The 20657-nt window shown below is 68.5% G+C and carries 15 protein-coding genes; 12 read left to right on the top strand and 3 right to left on the bottom strand.

The window, feature by feature from the left end:
• The first annotated feature begins 68 nt into the window (after positions 1-68).
• From pufM to Q8W67_RS05605, 5 genes are all read left to right on the top strand, one after another.
• Positions 69-1049, top strand: coding sequence for a photosynthetic reaction center subunit M (pufM, locus tag Q8W67_RS05585; RefSeq protein WP_305541967.1), 981 nt, complete (start codon positions 69-71; stop codon positions 1047-1049).
• Positions 1050-1059: 10 nt separating this feature from the next.
• The gene (gene pufC, locus Q8W67_RS05590) at positions 1060-2163 is read left to right on the top strand and encodes a photosynthetic reaction center cytochrome PufC (protein WP_305541970.1); all 1104 of its coding nucleotides are present in this window, start codon (positions 1060-1062) and stop codon (positions 2161-2163) included.
• Between the two features lie 219 nt (positions 2164-2382).
• A complete protein-coding gene (locus Q8W67_RS05595; protein ID WP_305541973.1) occupies positions 2383-2535 on the top strand; it encodes a DUF3096 domain-containing protein in 153 nt (50 codons plus the stop codon).
• Between the two features lie 158 nt (positions 2536-2693).
• Positions 2694-5384 carry a pyruvate, phosphate dikinase gene (gene ppdK / locus Q8W67_RS05600; protein ID WP_305542481.1) on the top strand — a complete coding sequence of 897 codons (2691 nt, stop codon included), beginning with the start codon at positions 2694-2696 and terminating at the stop codon, positions 5382-5384.
• Between the two features lie 188 nt (positions 5385-5572).
• Positions 5573-5815, top strand: a complete 243-nt coding sequence (locus tag Q8W67_RS05605; protein ID WP_305541976.1) for a hypothetical protein — start codon at positions 5573-5575, stop codon at positions 5813-5815.
• A 34-nt stretch (positions 5816-5849) separates the two neighbouring features.
• On the opposite strand, the gene Q8W67_RS05610 is transcribed toward Q8W67_RS05605, so the two are convergent.
• The 3 genes from Q8W67_RS05610 to Q8W67_RS05620 form a co-directional block, all read right to left on the bottom strand.
• A complete protein-coding gene (locus tag Q8W67_RS05610) occupies positions 5850-7325 on the bottom strand; it encodes a DUF882 domain-containing protein (protein WP_305541979.1) in 1476 nt (491 codons plus the stop codon).
• Positions 7326-7522: 197 nt separating this feature from the next.
• Positions 7523-9514 (bottom strand): murein L,D-transpeptidase, encoded by a 1992-nt coding sequence (locus Q8W67_RS05615; protein WP_305541982.1) that lies wholly within the window; start codon positions 9512-9514, stop codon positions 7523-7525.
• A 243-nt stretch (positions 9515-9757) separates the two neighbouring features.
• On the bottom strand, positions 9758-11242 hold the full coding sequence (locus tag Q8W67_RS05620; RefSeq protein WP_305541985.1) for a sigma-54 dependent transcriptional regulator: 1485 nt from the start codon (positions 11240-11242) through the stop codon (positions 9758-9760).
• 250 nt (positions 11243-11492) lie between these two features.
• Here Q8W67_RS05620 and Q8W67_RS05625 point away from each other — a divergent pair, with 250 nt between their 5' ends.
• The 7 genes from Q8W67_RS05625 (at position 11493) to recJ (ending at position 20652) form a co-directional block, all read left to right on the top strand.
• Positions 11493-13364 (top strand): M3 family oligoendopeptidase, encoded by a 1872-nt coding sequence (locus Q8W67_RS05625; protein WP_305541988.1) that lies wholly within the window; start codon positions 11493-11495, stop codon positions 13362-13364.
• Positions 13365-13645: 281 nt separating this feature from the next.
• Positions 13646-15007, top strand: coding sequence for an AarF/ABC1/UbiB kinase family protein (locus Q8W67_RS05630; protein WP_305541991.1), 1362 nt, complete (start codon positions 13646-13648; stop codon positions 15005-15007).
• A gap of 124 nt (positions 15008-15131) precedes the next feature.
• The gene (locus Q8W67_RS05635; protein ID WP_305541994.1) at positions 15132-15425 is read left to right on the top strand and encodes an aa3-type cytochrome c oxidase subunit IV; all 294 of its coding nucleotides are present in this window, start codon (positions 15132-15134) and stop codon (positions 15423-15425) included.
• A 208-nt stretch (positions 15426-15633) separates the two neighbouring features.
• Positions 15634-16809: a Re/Si-specific NAD(P)(+) transhydrogenase subunit alpha gene (locus tag Q8W67_RS05640; protein WP_305541997.1), complete on the top strand. Its 1176-nt coding sequence runs from the start codon at positions 15634-15636 to the stop codon at positions 16807-16809.
• 22 nt (positions 16810-16831) lie between these two features.
• Positions 16832-17287, top strand: coding sequence for an NAD(P) transhydrogenase subunit alpha (locus tag Q8W67_RS05645; RefSeq protein WP_305542000.1), 456 nt, complete (start codon positions 16832-16834; stop codon positions 17285-17287).
• 4 nt (positions 17288-17291) lie between these two features.
• Positions 17292-18689, top strand: a complete 1398-nt coding sequence (locus Q8W67_RS05650) for an NAD(P)(+) transhydrogenase (Re/Si-specific) subunit beta (RefSeq protein WP_305542003.1) — start codon at positions 17292-17294, stop codon at positions 18687-18689.
• 97 nt (positions 18690-18786) lie between these two features.
• A complete protein-coding gene (recJ, locus tag Q8W67_RS05655) occupies positions 18787-20652 on the top strand; it encodes a single-stranded-DNA-specific exonuclease RecJ (RefSeq protein WP_370693820.1) in 1866 nt (621 codons plus the stop codon).
• Positions 20653-20657: the final 5 nt, after the last annotated feature.

Consider the following 20657-nt stretch of genomic DNA (forward strand, 5'->3'; position numbering starts at 1 on the left):
GGGCGGAGAAGAAACCACACGGCTGAGGCGGGCTTCCGCCTCGCGCAGCTCACCGGGGAGTGCGGGCGATGGCCTACTACCAGAACATCTTCACGCAGGTTCAGGTCCGCCCAATCAAGCCGGAGAACGGCGTTCCGGTCGAGGTCGACGACCGGGTCGGGAAGCCGTTCAACAGCTACCTGTTCGGGCTCATCGGCAACAGTCAGGTCGGGCCGATCTACATCGGGTACATCGCGGCCCTGTCGATGGTCTGCGGACTGATCGCCTTCGAGATCATCGGGCTCAACATGTGGGCCTCGGTGAACTGGGATCCGGTGCAGTTCGTCCGGCAATTGCCGTGGCTCGCCCTGGAGCCGCCCCTTCCGAAATACGGGTTGAAGATCCTGCCGCCGCTCAACGAGGGTGGCTGGTGGCTGATCGCCGGCTTCTTCCTCACGACGGCGATCCTGCTGTGGTGGGTCCACCTCTACCGCCGGGCGCGCGCGCTCGGTCTCGGCACCCACGTGCCGTGGGCGTTCGCGTCGGCGATCTGGCTCTACCTCGTCCTGGGCTTCATCCGGCCGATCATGATGGGGTCGTGGTCCGAGGCGGTGCCGTTCGGGATCTTCCCGCACCTCGATTGGACCGCGGCCTTCTCGCTTCGCTACGGAAACCTCTTCTACAACCCGTTCCACATGCTCTCGATCACGTTCCTCTACGGATCGACGCTTCTGTTCGCCATGCACGGGGGCACGATCCTGGCCTGCTCACGCTACGGCGCGGACCGTGAGATCGACCAGATCGTCGACCGCGGCACGGCCACCGAGCGCGCCGCCCTGTTCTGGCGCTGGACCATGGGCTTCAATGCCACGATGGAATCGATCCACCGGTGGGCGTGGTGGTTCGCGGTGCTGACGACGCTCACCGGCGGCATCGGCATCCTGCTCACCGGCACAGTCGTGGACAACTGGTACCTCTGGGCGGTCAAGCACGGCGTCGCGCCGTCCTACCCGCAAGTCTACGGGCCGATCGTCGATCCCGCCCATCTCGCACCCGCCGTCAGGCCGTGAGGAGTCCGTCATGAAGACCATTCTGGCGGTCGTCGGTGGGGCTCTGGCCCTGTTCCTCACCATCGCGATGTTCGGCGGCGCGGGCTGGACCCACCCGCCGATGGCCAACAAGCAGACCGGCTTCCGCGGGACCGGCATGGACCTGATCCGAACCCGGAACGGGAACGAAGCGCTCGCGGCGGCCAACGTCGCCCCGGCACCGGCAGATCCCGCGGATGCGGGCGGCGACAAGGCCTCGGCAGTCTACGAGAACGTGCAGGTGCTCGGCGATCTCTCGGCCGAGCAGTTCAACCGCCTCATGGTCTCGATCACCGAATGGGTGGCGCCCCAACAGGGCTGTACCTACTGCCACAGCACCGAGAACATGGCCTCCGATGAGCTTTACCAGAAGCGGGTCGCCAGGCGCATGCTGCAGATGACACAGCACATCAATTCGACCTGGAAGGAGAAGCACGTCCACGAGGCGGGCGTGACCTGCTACACGTGCCACCGGGGCAACCCGGTGCCCACCAACATCTGGTTCGACCGCCCTGTCCAGGGCGCGGGGCGGTTCATCCCGCGCAACAACAGTCAGAACCTCGCCTCCGCGGAGGTCGGCAACACCTCGCTGCCCTACGACGTCTACCAAGCCTTCTACCAGCACAAGGAGACGTCGGAGGACGCGGTACGGGTCAACGGCACCACGGCGCTGCCCGAGACGAAGGGCAAGCCGATCCAGGACGCCGAGAAGACCTTCGCGATCATGATCAGCATGTCGCAATCGCTCGGCGTGAACTGCACCTTCTGCCACAACACTCGCTCGGTGGCGCAGTGGGACACGAGCACGCCGAACCGCGTCCATGCCTGGTACGGCATCCGAATGGTCCGCGACTTGAACCAGGACTACATCACGCCGCTCACCTCGACGTTCCCGAGGAACCGCCTCGGCGCGCTCGGAGACGCGCCGAAGATCAACTGCGCCACCTGCCACAACGGCGCGAACAAGCCGCTCAACGGCGCCAACGTGATCGGGCCCTACCCGGAGCTGTCGCACCCGACCATCGCGGAGAACCTGCCGAACGGCGAGGCGAAGGATCCGATTCCCGGCACAACCACGCCGGCGCCGAAGCCCTGAGCATCATTGGCCGAATTCGAGAGGGGTTCGGCCAAACGAAGCATCGTACCAAAGGCTGAGAGCCGTTCCCGATTGCAACGTGATCGGGGACGGCTCTAGCTTGCGAGACGACGAAGCGGCCGGCGCCCCCGGCCGCTTCGTCGCGCGACTGCTACAGGGAACCGCTATCCGCCTCGGACGTCGACAAGCCGCGGCCGAGCTTGGCCATAGGAGGCGCCCGTGACCATCACCATCTCGAACCTGCAACCGCTCATCGCGATCCTGGCCGGGATCCTGATCCTGATCGTGCCGCGGCTCCTCAACTACATCGTGGCGATCTACCTGATCGCGGTCGGCGTGATCGGGCTCGGGCTGCTGCGCGGCTTCTCATGAGTCGCGCGCGCAAGAGGGATCCCTGACAGACCGTCCCGGGCGTCAGCCGCGTGGGCATCAGCCTGCGGCGTGTTCATCTTGCGTTGCGATGCGGGATGGTCCAACCCGCGCCCATCAGCTCGGCCGGCGCCGAGTACCAGACAATGGACGGGATCGACATGGCGACCGGCAGCGCGAAGTGGGTCTACGCCTTCGGTGACGGCAAGGCGGAGGGCAAGTCGCAGATGCGCGACCTGCTCGGCGGGAAGGGAGCCAACCTCGCCGAGATGTCGAACCTCGGATTGCCCGTCCCGCCCGGCTTCACAATCACCACGGAGGTCTGCACCTATTACTACGATCACGGGCAGTCCTACCCGCCGGAGCTGAAGGACCAGGTTGTCGCCGCTCTGGCCCAGATCGGCTCGCTCACCGGCCGCCGGTTCGGTGATGCGACGAACCCGCTCCTGGTCTCGGTCCGCTCCGGCGCCCGGGCCTCGATGCCGGGCATGATGGACACGGTGCTGAACCTCGGTCTCAACGACCAGACGGTCCTGGCGCTGGCCAAGGAGGCCGGCGACGAGCGGTTCGCCTACGATTCCTATCGCCGCTTCATCACCATGTACTCGAACGTTGTCCTCGGCGTTGAGCACCACGCCTTCGAGGAGGCGCTGGAGCACTACAAGGAGGCCAAGGGCTTCGAGCTCGATACCGAACTCGGCGCTGAGGATTGGAAGTCGCTGATTCAGACCTACAAGAAGATCGTCCGGGATGCGCGCGGCTCCGACTTCCCGCAGGTCGCGGAGGACCAGCTCTGGGGCGCGATCAGCGCCGTGTTCGATTCGTGGATGATCCCGCGCGCGAAGAAGTACCGGGAGCTGAACGCCATCCCGGAGAGCTGGGGCACGGCGGTGAACGTTCAGGCCATGGTGTTCGGCAACATGGGCGACACCTCGGCCACCGGCGTGGCCTTCACCCGCAACCCCTCCACGGGCGAGAAGGCGTTGTACGGCGAATTCCTGATCAACGCACAGGGCGAGGACGTGGTGGCGGGCATCCGCACGCCGCAGAACATCACCGAGAAGGCCCGGATCGAGGCCGAGAGCGACAAGCCTTCGATGGAGAAGGCCATGCCCGAGAGCTACGCGGAGCTGACCCGGATCTACGGGATCCTGGAGCGCCACTACCGCGACATGCAGGACATGGAGTTCACCATCGAGAAGGGTAAGCTCTGGATGCTCCAGACCCGCAACGGCAAGCGCACGGCCAAGGCGGCCCTGCGCATCGCCGTGGATCTGGCCGGCGAAGGGCTGATCTCCCGCGACGAGGCGATCGGCCGGGTCGAGCCCTCGGCCCTCGACCAGCTCCTGCATCCGACGATCGATCCGAAGGCGGAGCGCAAGGTCATCGCCTCCGGCCTGCCGGCCTCGCCGGGCGCGGCGACCGGCGAGATCGTGTTCAACTCCGAGGACGCGGAGGCGCACCGCAAGGCGGAGCGCAAATGTATCCTGGTCCGCATCGAGACCTCGCCCGAGGACATCCACGGCATGCACGCCGCCGAGGGCATCCTGACCACCCGCGGGGGCATGACCAGCCACGCGGCCGTGGTCGCCCGCGGCATGGGCAAGCCCTGCGTCTCCGGGGTCGGCTCGATCCGGATCGACTACAAGGCCCAGACCCTGAAGGTCGGCGACACCACCCTGAAGGCGGGCGACAGGATCACCATCGACGGATCCACCGGCCAGGTGATCCAGGGAGAGGTGAAGATGCTCGAGCCCGAGCTATCGGGCGACTTTGCGACCCTGATGGAATGGGCCGATGCCATCCGAGTCATGAAGGTTCGGGCCAACGCCGATACGCCCACCGACGCCCGCACGGCGCGCAACTTCGGCGCCGAGGGGATCGGCCTATGCCGGACCGAGCACATGTTCTTCGAGGGTGACCGCATCATCGCGGTGCGCGAGATGATCCTCGCCGACGATGCCGAGGGCCGCCGCGCGGCGCTCGCGAAGATCCTGCCCTATCAGCGGCAGGACTTCGTGGAGCTGTTCACGATCATGTCCGGGCTGCCGGTCACGATCCGGCTTCTCGATCCGCCTCTGCACGAGTTCCTGCCGCATACGGACGAGGAGGTCCGCGAGGTGGTTGAAGCGACCGGCGTGTCGGAGGAGAAGATCCGCAATCGGACGCGCGAATTGTCCGAGCACAATCCGATGCTCGGCTTCCGCGGCTGCCGCTTGGCGATCGCCTTCCCGGAGATCGCCGAGATGCAGGCGCGGGCGATCTTCGAAGCCGCGATCCAGGCCGCAGCCGATACCGGGAGCCCGGTCACCCCCGAGGTGATGGTGCCGCTGGTCTTCACCCGCGCCGAGTTCGACATCGTGAAGGCGCGGATCGACGCCATGGCCAAGGCGGTGTCGGAGGAGAAGGGCGCGCCCCTCGACTACCAGGTCGGCACGATGATCGAGCTGCCGCGGGCGGCGCTCAAGGCTGGCGAGATCGCCCAGACGGCCGAGTTCTTCTCGTTCGGCACCAATGACCTGACGCAGACGGCGCTGGGCATCTCCCGGGACGACGCGGCGACCTTCCTGGGGCCCTACACCCAGAAGGGTATCCTCCCCGCCGACCCGTTCATCACGATCGACCAGGAAGGCGTGGGCGAGCTGGTGCGCATCGGCGTCGAGCGCGGCCGTGCCACCCGTCCGGACATCAAGCTCGGCATCTGCGGCGAACATGGCGGCGATCCGGCCTCGATCGGCTTCTGCCAGGAGGTCGGGCTCGATTACGTCTCGTGCTCGCCCTACCGGGTGCCGATCGCGCGTCTCGCGGCGGCCCAGGCGGCCCTCGGCAAGGTTTCCGGCAAGGAAGGCTGAAGCGCATGCGGGGGCGCTCGGCGCCCCCGCATGCCTTCGTCAACCAAACCGGCAAAAACCGGTTGAAAAAGACCTTACGTCTCATGAACCCAGTCTTCGGCGATACGTTGACTGGTTGAGCCGACGGGTCGCGCATGCGCGTAGTCCACCCGTCTCGGGTCTAGCGTCACCCGTCAGAATCACCGGCCATGATTCATCCCGACCCGTCCCCGCTATGCTCCGCCGTGGTCCCGGTCCGGCGCGCTGCCGTGCGCGCCTACCTGGCTCTCGTGGCCGGGCTCGGCGCCGCCGTGACGGCCGGGATGTTGATGATGTCGGTGGCGGCCAATAGCGGCAACGAGGCCGAGCGCATCACCGACACTCAGGATGACGGCTATGCAGCGACCCTCGTGGCGGCCCTTGCGGTCAATCTCTCCAAGCCGCTGCGGTAAGCGCGCCGCGATTTACCTTCCGAGGGCTTGAACCTCAGCGCGCGCTCGGCGTCGTCCGCGTCGCCGAGCCGGTGAACCGCGCGGCGGTGAGGTCGTCGCCTGGGCTCCTGGCGCTGAAGCGCGTCGCAACCGGTCCGGGCACCGCCGCCACGACGGCGTCCGGCGCTGCCTCGCGAACGCGAGCCGTCGCGACCCGTACCGGCACGCTGCGGCTCGCGGGCGCCGAGGCCGGACCGGCGGAGGCCGCCTCGAACAGCGCACGCAGCTGCGCCTTCGCGTCCGCGTCGGGGGCGACCAGGGTCCGCGCCCGCGCGGGCTCCGCCGCAGCGTCCTTGGCGAGGGCGCGCGTTGCCCTGGGGGCCTCGAGATGCGCCATGCCCCCGTCGAGCGACGCGAACTGGACCGGGCGCGGCGGTGGCAGCGGCATGGCGAACGCCGACGCCGCGACGACGGCGAAGTCCGCGGGCCGGCGCGGCGGCAGCGGCGCTACCACGGCGACGATCGCATCGTCGGCGGCCGGACCCGGCTGCGCCACGGTGAGCAGGGACTTGGCGTCGAAAGGCTTGCCTTCGGGCGCCTTCGCCTGCCCGGACGCAGCCGGCGCCGCGTATGCCAGGGCGACACGTGTTCCGACCGTGTCCTGCGGGTCGGCGCTTGCCACTGCGACCACGGTCCCGCGGCCCTTCTTCGCAACGGACGCTTGAGGCGACGCGGCCGACTGCTCTGGGGCGGATGACCCGCCGCCGAACAGACTCGCCAGGAAGCCGAACAGGCCGGGTCCGTCCTCGTCCTCGCCGCTGGCCATCTGCGTGGTGATGCCGGCCACTGTGCCGCCGCGGGCCAAAATCTCGGCCTTCGCCTCCTCGTAGCGGGGGAAGGGGCGGTTGTCGCTCGGGAGCAGGACCGTCTTGCCGTCCGGGAACAGGCGCGCGAGCTGATCGTGGGTCATGCGCGGCCACATCCGTACCGAGCCGACATCGAGGTGGATAAAGGGCGTACCGGCATGCGGGTACCAGCCGACGCCGCCGCGCTGCATCTGGAGGCCGACCTCGCGGATCCGGTCGATCGGCACGTCCGGCAGGAAGAAGTCCATGGCCTTGCCGAGCATGTGCTGGCTGAACTCGGCCACCATCCGGGAGCGGCGGCGCAGCATCGCGTTGGTGCCGGGCGAGCGATAGGCCGAGACGATGTGGATCGGCTGGCTGGAGCCGACCTGCCGGTAGGCCTCCCACACCGTGTCGAACAGGCGCGGATCCATCTTGACCGGCTCGTTGATGCGCCAATCGCGCAGGAGCCAGTTCAGCTGATCGAGGGCCGCACGGTCGTAGCGGCCGTCGCGCTTGAACGTGATGGTCGCGCTCTCCTGGGTATGGGTATGGTAGATCGTGAGCGAGCGGGTATCGCCATTGGCGACCGCGTCCTCGGTCTCGGCCGTTCCGGCCACCAAGCCGAGCACGATGCCGGACAGCGCGAGGGCGATACGACGGGCTGGACGCGGAAGGCTCGGCACGCTGGTCCTGATCCTCTTCCGGTCCCCGCGAAGGGTGCTCGGCGGGCGTCTGACCGAGGCGAACCGGACCGACACAGCCGCCGGTTCCTCGTCAAGCCGAGCTTGCGAAGGAAACGGCTAAGGCTGGACCGTGGCGAAATCGTGCCCTGCCGTGCGGCCGCGCACCCAAGAGTTGAGGACCGGCAGGCCCTGAACGCCTACCACCAGCTCCGGGTCGCCGGCGGGGGCGGCGGCGTCCACAAGCCGGGCTCGCCGTATGCGGGCGCACTCTCGGCGCGGGCGGCCCGGCGCAGGACGCGGCGCGGCGCGACGTATTCCTCGTCGCGCTCGGCCTGCTGTCCATCGGCGTAGCGGCGGGGACGGGATGCCTCCCGGTGCGGGGCAGGCCGCGCGTGGGCGACCGGCACCGTCTCGGCCCTGCGCCGCGCCGGCTCGTCCGGAAGCCGGGCGATCGCCGGGCCGCCACCGCCCGGCAGGCCGAGCGCCGCGCGCATCGGCGCGTCGTAGCCATAGAGATCGGGCAATGTGCGGAACGTGCCGCCGTCGTCCACGTAGGCCGTGAAGTAGGCCAGGTGCACCGGCAGCTTCGCCGGAAGCCGGATCGTGCGCTCACCCTTGCCGATCAGCTTCTTGAGCCGCTCCTCGGACCAGTCGGGCAGCACGACGTCGGCGAGGCGGAACGGGTCGTCGACGCGCACGCAGCCGTGGCTGAAATCGCGCTTCGCCGCGGAGAACAGCGACCGGTTCGGCGTGTCGTGCAGATAGACCGCGTGCTGGTTTGGGAACATGAACTTGATGAAGCCAAGGGCGTTGCGCTCGCCGGGCGGCTGGCGCAGCGCGACGTGGCCGCCATGGCGCACGACCTCGTAGCCGCCCCAGGTCTTGCCGCCGTAGCCCGCGAGCTTCGGTGCCATCGTCTTCAGGATCGAGGGCGGCACGTACCAGGACGGGTTGACCACCGCGTATTCCATCAGCCCCGAAAACAGAGGCGTGCGCGATTCCGGCTTGCCGACGATGACGCGGGCCTCGTCCCGAAGGCTCCCGCCGCGATACGCGCGCAGGCGATATTCCGGGACGTTGACCAGGATGTAATCTGCGCCGAGATCGCCGGGCAGCCAGCGCCAGCGTTCCATGTTGACGATCAACTCGGCCTCGTTCCCGGTCGCCCGCGCCGGCCGGCCGGCATCGGCCAAAGCCAGCACGGTCTGGATGTTCAGCACACCGTTCCCGGGCAGCCCACGGCCGCGCTGGAAATTCGCCACCGCCTCGGACACACCGGAATCGTACTCGTCCGGCTCGCCGGGCCCGCGGTCGAGCGTGCCGGCCGGGCGCGCCTCCAGGTCGAAATGCGCGCGCAGCAGCGGCACGCGGGCATCGTGCATGCCGAGCCGCAGGACCGGGCCCGGGGGCAGCCGAAGGGGCTTCACGGCGGCGGGCGCGGGACCGCGCAGCGCGGCGAGGCGCGCCTTAAGCGCACGGTAGCCCGCCGTCGACGGGTTGTAGGCTTGCAGCGCGTCGCCGGCCTTCGCGCCCGCATCGGAGATCTTGGACAGCACCGCGCTGGCGTCCGGCAGGTCGAGCTGCGGGGTGATCAACCGCGAGATCGAGGCCAGGTTGACGCGGCCGCCCCGGGCGTCGCGGGCGTAGAGCAGGGCCGCGGCGGACAGGCGAATGTCGGCATCGGCTACCGCCTTCTGGTCCGGCTTCTCGCCGAGGTTGGGGACCGTGTAGGCGCGGGCGTCGAGCCCGTCCTCGCCGGCGGCGGACAGGCGTGCCGAGACCGCTCTGGCGGCCTCCGTCCAGACGCCGTCGGCGATCCAGAGCGGCTTGAAGGCGCGGCCCTCGTAGAAGCCACGGATCGCATCGCGATCTTTGCTGGTGAGCCGCAGCAGCAGCGGGCTGGTGTCCGAGAACCTGGCGAAGATGGCGGCCCCCAGCGGATCGGCGGGGGCGACTGGCGCGGCGACCGAGGTGGCCGGAGCGGGCTCGGCGGCGGGCGGCTCGGGTTTGTAATCGGGCAGCGCCGTCGAGACCGGATCGGACGGAGCTGGAGAATCGGACGGGTGCACGGGCGCATCGAGCGCCGCCTTGTCGAGGGCGACCGTCTCGGCGCTGAGCGCACCGGCCGAGGCCAGCGAGCCGGTCAGTAGGGCGGCCAGCGCGACGAGGCTGGAGCGCGGGACGCGCATCGTCATCTCCCGGGACGCGGCGGCAAAGCCGCACGCTAAGATTGTGATTATCCGCTCAAGCGTGGCGTTGAGCAACTGCAGTCTTCTTAAGCATTAAATCAAGTTCTATGACGTCAGCGATCCATAATGTGCCGCACAATGCGGCTTTTATTGATCGCCGCTATGCATCGTTCAGCAAAGTCGAACTGTCCGTTGCGCGCCCTCATGCGGGAACGGCCAGTGCGCTAGCGCACCCTGCAACCGTCAGGCCGCATCCTCCGCCTTCTCGTCACCTTCCAGACCGAGGTCCTTGAGCTTGCGGTAGAGGGTGGATCGGCCGATTCCGAGGCGGCGCGACACCTCCGACATGCGCTGGCGGTAGAACTGCAGCGCGTAGCGGATGATCTCGGCCTCCAGCACGTCCATGGTCTTCATCTCGCCGGTCTCTTCGGCGACCAACGACATGGCATGGGGGTCGCGGACCTCGACGCGCACGATCTCGCGCACCGGCTCCGGTGCGTAGGCCGGCATCTGCGGCTGGCTCGGCGCCGCCGGGATACGGACGTCGAAGCCCTCGACCTGAGCGGCGATCTGCGGGAACTCGGCCACCGTCAGTTCGTCACCATCGGCCAGCACGATGGCGCGGAACAAGGCGTTCTCCAGCTGACGGACGTTGCCGGGCCAGGGGTAGCGGGTGAGCAGCGCCATCGCTTCCGGCGCGATCGCCCGCACCCGCTTGCCTTCCTCCGCCGAGAAACGGGCGCAGAAGGAGCGGACCAGGTCCGGGATGTCCTCGCGGCGGGCTCGCAGCGGCGGCAGGGTCATGGGGAACACGTTAAGGCGGTAGTAGAGGTCTTCCCGGAACTTGCCCTCCTTCACGAGGTCGAGCAGCGAGCGGTTCGTGGCTGAGACGAGGCGGATGTCGACCCGCACCGAGCGCTTGCCGCCGACCGGGTCGACCTCGCCCTCCTGGAGCGCGCGGAGCAGCTTCACCTGAGCGTCCAATGGCAGCTCGCCGATCTCGTCGAGGAACAGCGTCCCACCGGAGGCCTCTACGAACTTGCCCGCATGCTTCTCTGTGGCACCCGTGAAGGCGCCCTTCTCGTGACCGAACAAGGTCGACTCCACGAGGTTCTCGGGTATCGCCCCGCAATTGACGGTCACGAATGGCTTGCCGCGCCGGTCGCCCGAGCCCTGGATCGCCCGGGCCAGTACTTCTTTGCCGACGCCGGATTCGCCCTCGATCAGCACCGGGATGTTGGACTTGGCTGCCCGCTCGGCGAGGCGGATCACGCGCTCCATATCGGGGCTTTTGGACGTCAGATCCTTGAAGGTGAGCGCCCCGGAGGCGCGGCGACGCATCCTGCGCACCTCCTCTTCCAGGGTGTCGACCCGCAGGGCGTTCTTGATCGAGACCTGCAGCCGCTCGGCGCCGGCAGGCTTGACCACGAAGTCGACGGCGCCCGCCCGCATGGCGTTGACCACCGCGTCGATCGAGCCGTTCGAGGTCTGGACGATCACCGGCGTGTCGAGGCCGCTCCGGCGCATCTCGGCCAGCACGCCGAGACCGTCGAGCCCAGGCATCACCAGGTCGAGCAGAACCACGTCCGCGCCCTCGGTCTTGAGCACGGTCAGCGCCTCCGCCCCGGTCTCCGTCACCCGGGCATCGAAACCGAACCGCCGCACCGCCGCCTCGGCGAGGCGGCGCTGGACCGGATCGTCGTCCACGATGAGAACGGTGGTGGACATTGCGGCTCCCTGCACGGCGCGCGAGACCCGAGCCGCGGCGCGGGCCTCACCCGTACCGCGCGTCTTCGAATCGGCGACTGTTTCGTTTCGAACCGCAGGGTGCCGGAGAGACGTAAAGTGGCGCTTAACGACGTTTTCGCCGCGCCGTCACCGCGGCGGACGGAACCGGGCAACCGGCCGCGTTGAACGCGTGGCCGTGCGTTCGATATCAGGGTACGGGGCCCGTGCCCCTTCGAGAGGATCGCGAGACATGATGCCGAGCCACACCGCTTCGCCGGTGAACGTCCGCCTGCCGGAAGGCGTGAGCGCCGCCCGCGCCGCCGCCAAGGCCGCCGACCTCGGCCACCTACCGGAATGGGACCTCTCCGACCTCTATTCCGGCCTCGACGCGCCGGAATTCTCGGCCGACATGACCCGCGCCGAGGAGGAGTGCCGCCGCTTCTCCGAAGCCTATGCCGGACGCATCGTCGAGATGGCCGCGGGCCCGGGCGCGTCCGAGCGCCTCGCCGAGGCGGTCCGGGTCTATGAGGGCATCGAGGACCTGCTCGGGAAGCTGATGTCGTTCGCCGGCTTGGTCTATTCCGGGGACACAACGGACGAGGCGCGGGCCAAGTTCTACGGCGACACACGCGAGCGGCTGACCGACGCCTCGGCCGACCTGCTGTTCTTCGCCCTGGAGCTGAATCGGGTCGAGGACGCGGTGATGGATGCCGCGATGGCCGAGGGGCCGCTCGCCCACTACGCCCCGTGGATCGAGGACCTGCGCCGCGAGAAGCCGCACCAGCTCGATGACCGGACCGAGAAGCTGTTCCTGGAGAAGTCGGTCACTGCGAACGCGGCCTGGGACCGGCTGTTCAACGAGACGATCGCCGGCCTGCGCTTCACCGTCCAGGGTGAACAGATGCCTCTGGAGCCGACCCTCAACAAGCTTCAGGACCCGGACGGGGCGGTCCGGAAGGAGGCGGCCGGGGCGATCAGCGAGGTCCTGCGCGGCAATCTCCGCGTGTTCACGCTGATCACCAACACGCTGGCGAAGGACAAGGAGATCTCCGACCGCTGGCGCGGCTTCAAGGACGTGGCCGATGCCCGTCACCTCGCCAACCGGGTCGAGCCGGAGGTGGTAGCGGCCCTGGTCGATGCCGTGCGGGCAGCCTATCCGCGCCTGTCCCACCGCTACTACAAGCTGAAAGCCAAATGGTTCGGGCAGGATTCGCTGCCCTATTGGGACCGCAACGCGCCGTTGCCGAAGGTCGAGCAGCGCACGATCCCCTGGGCGGAGGCGCGCGACACGGTGCTGTCGGCCTACGACGCGTTCTCGCCGAAGATGGCCGGGATCGCGAAACGGTTCTTCGACGAGAGCTGGATCGACGCACCGACCCGGCCCGGCAAGGCACCGGGCGCCTTCGCGCACCCGACCGTGCCCTCGGTCCACCCCTACGTTCTGGTGAACTACCAGGGCAAGCCGCGGGATGTGATGACCCTGGCACACGAGCTGGGCCATGGCGTCCATCAGGTCCTGGCTGGCCCGAACGGCGCCCTGATGGCCCCGACGCCTCTGACGCTCGCCGAGACGGCCAGCGTGTTCGGCGAGATGCTGACCTTCCGCAAGCTCCTCGCCGCCACCACCGACACGACCCAGCGCCGGGCGATGCTCGCCGCCAAGGTCGAGGACATGATCAACACGGTGGTGCGCCAGATCGCGTTCTACTCGTTCGAGCGGAAGGTCCATCTCGCGCGCGCCAAGGGCGAGCTGACGTCGGACCAGATCAACGCGCTCTGGATCTCGGTCCAGGTGGAGTCGCTGGGACCGGCCATCTCCCTCGATGCGGGCTACGAGCCGTTCTGGGCCTACATCCCGCACTTCATCCATTCGCCGTTCTACGTCTACGCGTATGCCTTCGGCGATTGCCTGGTGAACTCCCTCTATGGCGTCTACGCCCAGGCGGAGGCGGGCTTCGTGGACCGCTATTTCGCGCTGCTCTCGGCCGGCGGCTCGAAGCCTTACGGTGAACTGCTCGCCCCCTTCGGACTCGACGCCAAGGATCCGGGCTTCTGGCAGATCGGACTCGGGATGATCGAGGGCATGATCGCCGAGCTGGAGGGGATGGAGGGACAGGCCTGAAACCCGGCCTTCCCGGCCACGTCCGGGATGTCGTGCGCGACGCACGACATCCCGGGAAAGACCACGACGCACGCGGTCGAGCACGTCCGCATCGCGACCGGCCGGCGTGTGGCGAAGTCGCCGACGGTAAGCTTGGATCGGCGCAGGGTGATCGTCCCCATGGCCGGCAAAATCGTCAAATCTCGTCTGATCCCGCCGCGCCGCGACGCAGCGACCCGGCTCTCTGGTGCGGGGTGCGGAAAGGCTTATGTCCGAAGCTGCACCGAGGAAGATCCTGCACGATGGCCGAGACCGACCGCGAAGCCAACCGTTTCTCCGCCCGCGCGGGGCGCTACGCCAGTGTGGGCGCCAATGTCGGCGGCGTCGCCGCCCGCATGGCCATGTCGCGGCTGTTCGGCAAGGAAGGTACGACCAACGCCGCAGCCCTGGCTCAGGCGCTCGGCGGCCTGAAGGGCCCGATCATGAAGGTGGCCCAGCTGCTGGCCACCGTGCCGGACCTGCTGCCGCCCGAATACGCCGCCGAACTCCAGAAGCTCCAGGCCGATGCGCCGCCCATGGGTGCTGCCTTCGTCAAGCGGCGGATGCAGTCGGAACTCGGCATCGGCTGGCAGGGCCGGTTCGGCAGCTTCGACCTGAAGCCGTCCGCGGCGGCCTCCCTAGGGCAGGTCCACCGGGCCACCACAAAAGACGGCGAGCGGCTGGCGTGCAAGCTCCAATACCCGGACATGCAATCGGCCGTGGAGGCCGACCTCAAGCAGCTGGAGCTCGCCTTCGCGCTCCACCGGCGGATGAACAGCTGGCTCGATACCCGCGAGATCGCCAAGGAGATCGGGGCCCGGGTGCGCGAGGAGCTGGACTACGAGCGCGAGGCCAAGCACGCGGCCCTCTACGGCGCGGTGCTCAGGGACATCGACGCGGTGCGTGTGCCGCTGGTTTTCCCGGATCTCTCGACCAAGCGCCTGCTGACGCTCAGCTGGCTCGACGGCGACAAGATCCTCGGCTTCGCCGAGGAGCCCGTGGAGGTTCGCAACCGGATCGCCCAGTCCATGTTCAAGGCGTGGTGGCATCCGTTCAGCCGGGCGGCCGTGATCCACGGCGATCCGCATCTCGGCAACTACACAGTCTTCTCGGAGGGCGGGGAAGCCGCCGGGATCAATCTGCTCGATTATGGCTGCGTGCGGATCTTCCACCCGCGCTTCGTCGGGGGCGTGGTCGATCTCTATCGCGGCCTCCTGGAGGATGACGCGGCGCGCATCGTCCACGCCTATGAGGTCTGGGGTTTCAAGAATCTCGACAAGGAGAAGATCGAGATCCTGAACATCTGGGCACGGTTCATCTACGGGCCGCTTCTCGAGGATCGCACCCGCACCGTGGCGGATGGGGTCAAGCCCGGCGAGTACGGCCGGCGGCAGGCGTTCCAGGTGCACCAGGCCCTGAAGGAACGCGGTCCGGTGACGGTGCCGCAGGAATTCGTGTTCATGGACCGAGCCGCCGTCGGCCTCGGCGCGGTGTTCCTTCACCTGCGCTCGGAGCTGAACTACCACCGGCTGTTCGAGGCGGAGATCGAGCACTTCTCCCTGGAGAAACTGGGCACACGGCAGAGCCAGATCCTCGCCGAGGCGGGCCTGCCGAAGCCCGCATGACACGCCTCAGGGGCGGCTACGGAGAGAGCGATCAACTTGCGGGCGTCCGATTGCGGCAGGAAAACGCTTGAGCTACATCCCACCTTGACCACAAGAAGTCGCGTGTCAGGGAAACGAGCGCACAATGGCCGAGAGTGAGATGGTGGGCGGGCACACCTACAGCCCGGCGATGGACGCGAAGACCCACGAGCAGACCTATCGCGGCTTCGTGCGCTTCGTCGAGATCGCCACGGGCGTCGTGATCTGCTGGGTGCTCGCGCTGGCGGTCGGCGGCATCCGCGAAGCCTGGCTCCTGGCGATTCTCAGCGTCATCGTCTCCGGAGCAGCCGGTGCCCTCGGCGCCCTGGCGCCCGCCATCGGCTGGCGCGGCCCACTCGTCGTCGGGATTCTCCTGTTCCTCTATCTCGCCTTCGCCTGAGGCTTTCGGAGCGGCCCCGACGGCCGCTCGACGCAGACGAACGGCCCTCGGATCTGGAGCCGGACGGACCGCCGATATGCGGCTCCCAGGCTGACGGCCCCACGTTACATTCGGCCGGATTCCATCATCGCATCAGTCTTTCGCGTCTCGAAAAGCTGCGCCGGTTCGCGCATTCGGGGAGCCAAAGCTTATCCAGGGGAAGCCTCGCATGCGCATCGCTGTGCTGTCCGAGACGGACTCCTCGGAACCGCGCGTGGCTGCGGTGCCGGAGACCGTCAAGAAATTCAAGGCGCTCGGCGCCGACGTGACCGTGCAGGCGGGTGCGGGGGTGAAGGCCGGCATCCTCGACACCGAGTATGAGGCTGCCGGCGCCAGCATTGCCGGCAGCGCCGCAGATGCCGCGCGCGATGCCGATCTCGTCCTTAAGGTCCGGAGGCCGAGTGCCGAGGAACTGCCGCTGTTCAAGCGCGGCGCGACCATCGTGGCGATTATGGACCCCTACGGCAACGAGGCCGCGCTGAAGGGCATGGCCGAGGCGGGCGTATCGGGCTTCGCCATGGAGCTGATGCCGCGCATCACCCGCGCGCAGGTGATGGACGTGCTCTCCTCCCAGGCGAACCTCGCCGGCTACCGCGCGGTGGTCGACGGTGCCGCGGAATACGGCCGCGCGATGCCGATGATGATGACCGCGGCCGGCACCGTGCCGGCTGCACGCGTCTTCGTGATGGGCGTGGGTGTCGCCGGCCTCCAGGCCATCGCCACCGCCCGGCGACTCGGCGCGGTGGTGACCGCCACCGACGTGCGCCCCGCCACCAAGGAGCAGGTCGAATCGCTCGGTGCGAAGTTCGTCGCGGTCGAGGACGACGAGTTCAAGCAAGCCGAGACTGCGGGCGGCTACGCGAAGGAGATGTCGTCCGCCTATCAGGCGAAGCAGGCCGAGCTGGTGAAGGGCCACATCGCCAAGCAGGACATCGTCATCACGACGGCGCTGATCCCGGGCCGCCCGGCCCCGAAGCTCGTCTCCGAGGAGATGGTAGCCTCGATGAAGCCGGGCTCGGTTCTGGTCGACCTCGCGGTGGAGCGCGGCGGCAACGTCGCCGGCGCGAAGCCGGGCGAGATCGTCGTCACCGATCGCGGCGTGAAGATCGTCGGCCACACAAACGTGCCGGGGCGGCTCGCCGCCACGGCCTCGAGCCTCTACGCCCGCAACCTCTACGCCTTCGTCGAGACCCTGATCGACAAGGAATCGAAGGCGCTGGCGATCAACTGGGACGACGAGCTGGTCAAGGCCACCAACCTGACCCGCGACGGCTCCGTGGTGCACGCATCCTTCCAGCCGAAGGCCGAAACCGCCGCTGCGCCGGCGCCGGCCGGCGTGGCCTGACTCGATCGCGAGGGCAACAAGCATGGCAAACGTCGTCATTCCTCCCGATCAGGCGGCCGACCAGGCCCGCGTCCTGGCCGATGCCGCGCGCGCAGCGGCCGCGGTGGCGCGCAATGCGGCCGACCAGGCCCAGGCCATCGCCACCGGCATGGGCCACGGCCTCAGCGCAGCCACCGGCGGCGCGGTAGACCCAACGGTCTTCCAACTCGCGATCTTCGTGCTGGCGATCTTCGTCGGCTATTACGTGGTGTGGTCCGTGACCCCGGCGCTGCACACGCCGCTCATGTCGGTGACCAACGCGATCTCGTCGGTGATCATCGTCGGCGCGCTCCTCGCCGCCGGCGTGCCTCTCCTGGAGAAGGGTACGGGCTGGGCCCGTGCCTTCGGCTTCATCGGTATCGTGCTCGCCAGCGTGAACATCTTCGGCGGCTTCCTCGTCACGCAGCGCATGCTCGGCATGTACAAGAAGAAGGGCTGAGACGATGTCCCAGAACGTCTCCGCCCTTCTCTACATCGTCGCCGGCGTCCTGTTCATCATGGCGCTGCGGGGACTCTCGCACCCGACCACGTCGCGGCAGGGCAACCTCTACGGCATGATCGGCATGGCGCTGGCCGTGCTGACCACCCTGGTGGGCCACCCGCCCGCCGGGTTCGGCGCCTGGATCCTGGTGATCCTCGGGATCGCCATCGGCGGCAGTGCCGGCGCGGTCATCGCCAAGCGCGTGCCGATGACGGCGATGCCGCAACTCGTGGCCGCTTTCCACTCGCTGGTCGGCCTCGCGGCCGTGGCCGGCGCCGCTGCGACCCTCTATGCGCCGCAGGCGGTGGGCATCCTCGAGAACGGCCACATCCATAAGCAGTCGCTGTTCGAGATGGCTCTGGGCGCGGCCATCGGCGCGATCACCTTCACCGGCTCGGTGATCGCCTTCGCCAAGCTCGATGGGCGCATGTCGGGCAAGCCGATCATGCTTCCCCAGAGGCATGTCATCAACATCGCCCTCGCGGTGGCGCTGGTGCTGCTGATCGCGCTGTTCATCGGCAACGAGAGCAAGGCGATCTTCTGGCTGATCGTGCTTCTGTCCTTCGCGCTGGGCGGCCTGCTGATCATCCCCATCGGCGGCGCCGACATGCCCGTCGTGGTGTCGATGCTGAACTCCTACTCGGGGTGGGCGGCAGCCGGCATCGGCTTCACCCTGGGCAACCTCGCATTGATCATCACCGGCTCTCTCGTCGGCTCGTCGGGCGCGATCCTGTCCTACATCATGTGCCACGCGATGAACCGGTCGTTCATCTCGGTCATCCTCGGCGGCTTCGGGGGTGACACCGCGGCGGCCGGCTCGGGGCAGGTCGAGACGCGACCCGTCAAACAAGGCTCGGCTGACGATGCGGCCTACATCATGAAGAATGCCGAGCGGGTGATCATCGTCCCGGGCTACGGCATGGCGGTAGCCCAGGCGCAGCACTCGCTCCGCGAGATGGCCGACATGCTGAAGAAGGAAGGCGTCGACGTGAAGTACGCCATCCACCCAGTGGCGGGTCGGATGCCGGGCCACATGAACGTTCTGCTCGCCGAGGCGAACGTGCCCTACGATGAGGTGTTCGAGCTTGAAGACATCAACGGCGAGTTTCCGCAGGCCGATGTCGCCTTCGTGATCGGTGCCAATGACGTCACCAACCCGGCCGCCAAAACCGACAAGACCTCGCCGATCTACGGGATGCCGATCCTCGACGTGGAGAAGGCCAAGACCGTGCTGTTCATCAAGCGCGGCATGGGCTCGGGCTATGCCGGCGTCGAGAACGAGGTGTTCTTCCGCGATAACACCATGATGCTGTTCGGCGACGCCAAGAAGGTGGTCGACAGCATCCTCAAGGCGTTCTGAGCCCGTCTCAGGGCAGGCCACGATGCAGGGCGGGCAGCGATGCCCGCCCTTTCCATTTTGCGCGTACGGATCTGGCCCCGGGGCCCCTGTTGCGGCGATGCCCGCGATTCTGCCCCCGACACGGTGTAGAGTGGTCATCGTGTCCTTTGCTGCCGCCCCGCTGCTCTCCGACCCGCCGCCGTTCCTGGGCGTGTCCGCCTCCGTGACCGGCCGGCGCTGGCAGGAGCGGTGTGCCGGCCTGGCGGTCCAGAACCACATCGCCAAAATGGTGCAGGCCCACGGGCTGCCGGAGCTGCTGGCCCGCGTGCTGGCCGGCCGAGGGGTGGCGCCGGAGGATGTTTCACGCCACTTGGCGCCGCGCCTCCGGGATCTGATGCCGGACCCCGATACGCTGCTCGACATGGATGCGGCGGTCCGCCGACTGATGCGCGCGGTGCGCCGCGGGGAGGTCGTGGCGGTCTTCGGCGACTACGACGTGGATGGTGCCGCCAGCGCGGCGATGCTTGCGGGCTATCTGCGCGAACTCGGCCTCCAGGCGCCGATCCACATCCCCGACCGGATCACCGAGGGCTACGGGCCGAATATCGCGGCGATCACCGCGCTGGCGGCGGAGGGCGCGAGCCTTCTGGTCTGCGTCGATTGCGGAACGAGCGGTCATGGCCCGCTTGAAGAGGCCGAGAAATCGGGGCTCGACGTGATCGTGCTGGATCATCACGCCGCCACCGAGGTTTTGCCCCCCGCCCGCGCGGTGGTGAACCCGAACCGCCTCGACGACCTCTCCGGCCTCGGCCACCTCTGCGCCGCCGGGGTCGTCTTCCTGACGCTCGCCGCACTCAACCGCGCCCTCCGGCGCGAGGGCTATTTCGGGGTTCATCGTCCCGAGCCGAAACTGGCCGATGCCCTCGATCTCGTGGCGCTGGCGACGGTGGCCGACGTGGTGCCGCTCACGGGCCTGAACCGCGCCTTCGTCACCCAGGGCCTGACGGTGATGCGCCACCGCGGCCGCACTGGTCTGGCGGCCCTCCTCGACGCATCCTCCCTGAATGAGCCCCCGGAAGCGTGGCACCTCGGTTTCGTGCTCGGGCCCCGCATCAATGCCGGCGGCCGGATCGGCGACTCGGCCCTGGGCGCGCGTCTGCTCACCACCGCGGACCCGGCCGAGGCCGCCCGCATCGCCGCCGATCTCGACCGGCTCAACCGGGAGCGTCAGGCGATCGAGGCGCACGCCGTGGCCGAGGCCGAGGCCGAGATGGACCGCGCCCTGACCCTCGACCCCGCCCGCGCCGTGCTGGTGACCGGGAGCGACGCGTGGCATCCAGGGATCGTCGGGCTGATCGCGGCACGCCTCAAGGAGCGGTTCAACCGCCCGGCCTTCGCCTTCGCGATCCGGCCGGACGGCAGCGCCACCGGCTCCGGTCGCTCGATCCCGGGCGCCGATCTCGGGCTCGCGGTCCGAGCCTGTGTAGCGGCCGGGCTTGCCAGCAGGGGCGGCGGGCACGCCATGGCGGCGGGCGTCACTCTGCGGGCCGACGATATCCCGCGCTTCGAGTCGCACTTGGCGACCTTGCTCGGGACCAGCGTCGCTGTCTCGCGGGCGGCCCATGCCCTGCTGATCGACGGCGGCCTCAGCGCTGGGGGCGCTACCGCCGAGACCGTTCGGCTGCTCCAGCGTGCAGGCCCGTTCGGGCAGGGCGCGCCGGAGCCGGTCTTCGCGCTGGGCCGGCACCGGCTCGTCGATGCGGCTGTGGTCGGGGCGAACCACGTCCGGGCGCGGCTGCGCAGCCGCGACGGGCAGGCGGTGGGCGCGATCTGCTTCCGGGCGGCGGAGCGGCCGCTCGGTGTCGCCCTGCTGAACGGTATCGGCCAGGAGATTCACGTGGCCGGCACGCTGTCCTGCGACCGCTGGCGCGGCGCCGAGCGGGCGCAGCTGCGGATTGTCGATCTGGCGCCCGCCGGACTCTGACGGCG

This window comes from Methylobacterium sp. NEAU K (genome assembly GCF_030700285.1).
In the GTDB taxonomy this organism is placed as follows: Bacteria; Pseudomonadota; Alphaproteobacteria; order Rhizobiales; family Beijerinckiaceae; genus Methylobacterium.